7 protein-coding genes are annotated in these 4,425 nt (G+C 67.3%); 1 reads left to right on the top strand and 6 read right to left on the bottom strand.

From position 1 onward, the window contains the following. Both JF886_RS00380 and JF886_RS00375 read right to left on the bottom strand, forming a co-directional pair. A partial coding sequence (locus tag JF886_RS00380; protein WP_337308474.1) for an ATP-binding cassette domain-containing protein occupies nucleotides 1–331 on the bottom strand: 331 nt, incomplete at its 3' end. A 92-nt stretch (nucleotides 332–423) separates the two neighbouring features. Beyond that, complete coding sequence (locus JF886_RS00375) at nucleotides 424–603, bottom strand: hypothetical protein (RefSeq protein ID WP_337308472.1); 180 nt, start codon at nucleotides 601–603, stop codon at nucleotides 424–426. 123 nt (nucleotides 604–726) lie between these two features. Between JF886_RS00375 and JF886_RS00370 the strand changes: the two genes are divergently transcribed. Further along, complete coding sequence (locus tag JF886_RS00370; protein WP_337308470.1) at nucleotides 727–1,305, top strand: TetR/AcrR family transcriptional regulator; 579 nt, start codon at nucleotides 727–729, stop codon at nucleotides 1,303–1,305. Nucleotides 1,306–1,471: 166 nt separating this feature from the next. On the opposite strand, the gene JF886_RS00365 is transcribed toward JF886_RS00370, so the two are convergent. The 4 genes from JF886_RS00365 to JF886_RS00350 all read right to left on the bottom strand — a co-directional run. After that, on the bottom strand, nucleotides 1,472–2,545 hold the full coding sequence (locus JF886_RS00365) for a cation diffusion facilitator family transporter (RefSeq protein ID WP_337308468.1): 1,074 nt from the start codon (nucleotides 2,543–2,545) through the stop codon (nucleotides 1,472–1,474). 20 nt (nucleotides 2,546–2,565) lie between these two features. Further along, nucleotides 2,566–3,498, bottom strand: coding sequence for a cation diffusion facilitator family transporter (locus JF886_RS00360; protein ID WP_337308466.1), 933 nt, complete (start codon nucleotides 3,496–3,498; stop codon nucleotides 2,566–2,568). Next, entirely contained in the window at nucleotides 3,498–3,884 is a 387-nt protein-coding gene (locus JF886_RS00355) for an ArsR/SmtB family transcription factor (RefSeq protein ID WP_337308464.1), read from the bottom strand. The genes JF886_RS00360 and JF886_RS00355 overlap by 1 nt, the downstream gene beginning before the upstream one ends. 301 nt (nucleotides 3,885–4,185) lie before the next feature. Continuing rightward, the coding region (locus JF886_RS00350; protein ID WP_337308462.1) for an ATP-binding protein at nucleotides 4,186–4,425 on the bottom strand (240 nt) is incomplete at its 5' end.

The raw sequence follows: 4,425 nt of genomic DNA, 5'->3' as shown, positions 1-4,425 counted from the left end.
CCTGGCTGACTCGGGCTCGGCCGATCCCGTTGCTGAGCGCGAGACAGAGGAGGTGGTTGGAGGCGCTCCGCCCACCGTGCATCGCCTTGGCGTCGAGCAGGGCGCCGACCTCGAAGAGCGGCCGTCGGTAGTCGGCGTACGCCCTCCCGTTGACGGTCACGGTACCCGAGGTCGGCGCGTCGAGGCCGAGGATCATTCGCATGGTCGTGGACTTCCCCGCCCCGTTCGGGCCGAGGAAGCCGGTCACCTGACCCGGTGGGACGGTGAACGACAGGTCATCAACAGCCACCGTGCGGCCGTAGCGTTTGCTGAGTCCGATTGCCTCGATCATCCGCTCACACCAACGGTCCTGCCCTGCGGCTCGGCAGGCGCCGGCGCCGTCCGAAGCGTTCGCAGCTCGCGTACTCCATTACGCGTACTCCCTCAATGGCTACCGGGGCCGATGACGCCGGTGACGTGCAGGACGACTACCAGCACGACCACCGCAGCCGCGACGCCGATCCCGACCACGGCCACCCAGCGTGGCCTGCCGGTGGTCGATGCACGCTCCGCCGTCGCGTCCCTGTCGTTGTCGGGGTTGGGACGGCGGGGCAACTCAGGCATCTGCGTCTCCTCCCTCGCACGTTGGTCGTCAAGGCTTAACCGCATCGTGCAAAGAGTGATCGAGACAGTATGTCGCTGCCAAGTCATACTGACGTAGCGCCGGACGTCCCGTATACTGCGGCGATGCCGAGGCTGTGGAACGAGACCATCGAGGCGCACCGCCGGGACGTCCGCCTCGCGATCCTGGACACGACCGCGGCGCTGGTAGGTGCGCACGGCCTCCTCTCGGTAACGATGTCGCAGATCGCCGAGGAGACCGGCATCGGACGCGCGACGCTCTACAAGTACTTCTCAGACGTTGAATCGATCCTGCTGGCCTGGCATGAGCGTCAGATCGCTGCGCACCTCGAACAGCTCGCCGAAGCCCGAGACCAGGCCGGCGGCGCCAGCGAGCGCCTGCACGCTGTGCTCGAGGCCTTCGCACTCATCGCCCACGAATCCCGCGGACACCGAGACACCGAACTCGCGGCATTCCTGCATCGAGATCAGCACGTGGGCCATGCGCAGCACCAGGTTCACGCCCTCATCCGAGGTCTCCTGACGGAGGGCGCAGAAAACGGCGACCTCCGGAACGATGTCGCGCCCGACGAGCTCGCCAGCTACTGCCTGCACGCCCTCACCGCGGCCAGCAGCCTGCCCTCCAAAGCCGCGGTCCGTCGGCTCGTCGCGGTCACTCTGGCCGGATTGCGCCCCCCGAATTGATCCGGGCCGAAGCGCCGGGGACTTACGCCTGGACGCGCGACAGAGCAGGATGAGTCGGTTCGAGTCAGACGAGGATGTTGAGCGATCGCCATGCTGACCGCCGGTTGGACGATCGCCCTGCCAATAACCGTGAAAGGGTCGCAGCAGGGGCAGCGTTCAGCCCCGTTCACGGCCGCCGATGATGCGCTGTGAGGGTGTGATGATCCTCGCCATGACTACCGCTGGGGTTGACGTGGACGGTGACGTCATCCAGCCTCGGGACGTCGTGCAGAAGACGATGATGCGCCGCGTCCGCAATGGCGTGCGCATCGACGAGATTCAGCCCAGCGTCGACGACGATGCCCGTCTCCGCGCGGATGCGGTGACCGATCCAGCGCAGCCGCAGGTCCTCGACGCCGTGGACACCCGGTGTCGAACGCAGGCTGAGTTCGGCGGCGCTGACAAGGTCCGGCGCGACAGCGTCCATGAGCCGTCGGTAGATGTCTACTGCAGCACTACGAAGGACGAACAGGATGGCGATCGTGATCAGCAGTCCGACGACCGGATCGGCCAGGGGGAATCCGAGAAGCACGCCAACCGCTCCCGCCACCACCGCCAGTGAGGTGAACCCGTCAGTACGGGCGTGGAGCCCATCGGCGACCAGCGCTGCCGAGCCGATGCGTCGACCCACGCGGATCCGAAAGACCGCCACCAGCTCGTTTCCGATGAAGCCGATCAGCCCGGCGACGATGACCACGCCGAGGTGGGTGACCGCCTGCGGGTGTATGAGGCGGAGCACGGACGCATACCCGGCGACGACGGACGAGAGCGCAATCATCGCGACGATGAACACGCCGGCGAGGTCCTCGGCGCGCCCGTAGCCGTACGTGTAGCGGCGGGTCGCGGCGCGGCGACCCAGCGCGAAGGCGATCCACAGTGGAATTGCCGTCAGTGCGTCGGAGAAGTTGTGAATGCTGTCGGCGAGGAGCGCGACGGAGCCGGTCAGCACCACGATGACCGCCTGTGCGATCGCGGTGACGCCGAGCGCGACGAGACTGATCTTCACCGCCCGGATGCCGCCTGCGCTGGACTCGAGCGCGGAGTCCACGGACTCGGCAGCGTCGTGGCTGTGCGTGCGGAACAGCGACGAGACCCATCCCCAGCGACCATGCGCATGCTCGTGCTCGTCGTGGTGATGGTCGTGCTGCTCGTGCGCGCCGTGCTCGGCCGAATCTGCGCGCACTTGGGTGCCGACGGTCACCGGATCCGGGGGTATCGAAGTCATTCCGCGAGGCCCGTTCCGTCGGGGCAGCGGGGTATCCAGGTCACCCGGCGGGCCTCCGGCACCGCCGCAAAAACGGCCCGCTCCACCTCTGCGGTCCGCTTCTGAGCAGCGTGGAGGGCTGTGCCTCCGTCCAGGGTGCCCTCCACCTCGACGACCAGCGATCGCCCCATCCAGCGACCCCGCACGGTGGCCGACTGGATGCCGGGCAACGCGGTGATAGATCTGCGCGCCGCCTCGACGTGATCAGGATCGACGCCGTCCATGAGGTGATGCACGATCTCGCTCGTCACCTCGTACGCGACGTGGAGGATGAAGAGGGTCACGGCAAAGCCCGCCACCGGGTCGGCCCACCTGAAACCGAGGCTGACCCCGATGAGACCGACAAGAGCGCCCAGCGAGGACAACGTGTCCAACCACGAATGCGTCGCCTCAGCCTGCATCGTGACCGACTGAATGCGGCGTGCCACGACACGCTTGTACTGGGCGACGCCGAGGTTGCCGATCATGCCGATGACCGCCGCGACCATGGCGACGGTGAGGTGCGCGGTGCCGGCCCCTGACACGAACTTCTGGTAGCTGACATACGCGGCGAAGATCGCGCTCGCGAAGATCACCAGCGCGACCCCCAGACCGGCGATGTCCTCCGCGCGCTCGTAGCCGTATCCGTACCGCGCGGACGGCCGACGCTTGGACACTCGGAATCCGAAGAAAACGACGAAGGACGTCGAGACGTCCGAGAGGTTGTGCAGAGCATCGCCGAGGAGTGCCACCGAGCCGGTGAAGATGGCCAGGGCGAGCTCGATGCCGCCGGTGGCGGCGAGACCGGCAGCGGACACACCGACAGCCCGGTTGGCGGCGCGGCGGTGTGCGCTCTCCTCCGCCTCGCTCAGGGCGCCTGCGACGCGGTCCACGGTCCTGGCAGCGTTCATCACGGCTCGGGTGGGGCATAGGGGTGATCGGGAAGGTCGCGCAGTACGTGGTCGGCGTGGTACTCCGCCTCCCGGAACAGGGCCGCGACGTGGTGGTCGTCGAGTCGGTACTCGATCTCGTTGCCGGTGCGGCGGACGGCTGTGACCAGCCGCCGGTCGCGTAGCATGCGCAGCTGATGCGAGACCGCGGATTCGCTCACGCCAACGGTCAGGGCGAGGTCACGCACGCACAGAGGGCGGCGGATCAGCGCGTACAGGAGCCTGGCGCGAGTGGGATCACCGAGGGTCTCCAGCGCCTGCACCACGCGATCGAGGATCTCTGGGGGCGGCAGCGCCGCTCGGGCTTCTGCCACTGCCTCCGCATCGATCGCGACCGCCCGTTCCATCCGCCCCAGTATATGAGCAGTTGCTCAGATGGAAGTGCGCTGGTCAGCGCGCGGGAGGTGCCGGGTCGTCGGCGCGCTGGGTCGGCGTTTCGCCCGAGTCGCTTTGGTCCTTTTGGCTAATTTGAGGCATCCAAGCTAGCCAGGAGCGCGCGGATCGTATCCATCCACTCCTCGTTCGAAGGTGCTGGATTAGGGCAGTCATGGAGGATTCGAACATCGGCGTCCGGTGTCAATGGCCATCCAGAAGTCCGCACTTGTGGCCAAGCAGAAATCCGCGCCCCTGGCCATGACGTCGGCTGTCTCAAGTCTTTGGTGAGCGGCCACCTCCTCGCGACTTTGCCTCCTTCATGCGGAACGACTCGCCCTCGGTGACAACCACCACGGCGTGATGCAAGAGGCGGTCGAGGAGCGAGACGGCGGTGGTGTGCTCCGGGAGGAAGGTGCCCCACTGGTCGAACGGCCTGTGGCTCCCAACGCCGAGGCTGCGCCGCTCGTAGGCAGCGGCCACGAAGCGGAACAGCAGCTGGTGGCCGGTGGCGTC

This window comes from Candidatus Aeolococcus gillhamiae (assembly GCF_016464765.1).
Classification (GTDB): domain Bacteria; phylum Chloroflexota; class Dormibacteria; order Aeolococcales; family Aeolococcaceae; genus Aeolococcus; species Aeolococcus gillhamiae.
The sequence above is the reverse complement of the archived record's forward strand: the minus strand, read 5'-3'. Positions and strand labels throughout refer to the sequence as shown.

What these genes read in the sequence shown, in the direction of transcription:
- JF886_RS00375 (WP_337308472.1), bottom strand. Translation starts at nt 603, where the DNA reads ATGCCTGAGTTGCCCCGCCGTCCCAACCCCGACAACGACAGGGACGCG.
- JF886_RS00370 (WP_337308470.1), top strand. Translation starts at nt 727, where the DNA reads ATGCCGAGGCTGTGGAACGAGACCATCGAGGCGCACCGCCGGGACGTC.
- JF886_RS00360 (WP_337308466.1), bottom strand. Translation starts at nt 3,498, where the DNA reads ATGAACGCTGCCAGGACCGTGGACCGCGTCGCAGGCGCCCTGAGCGAG.
- JF886_RS00355 (WP_337308464.1), bottom strand. Translation starts at nt 3,884, where the DNA reads ATGGAACGGGCGGTCGCGATCGATGCGGAGGCAGTGGCAGAAGCCCGA.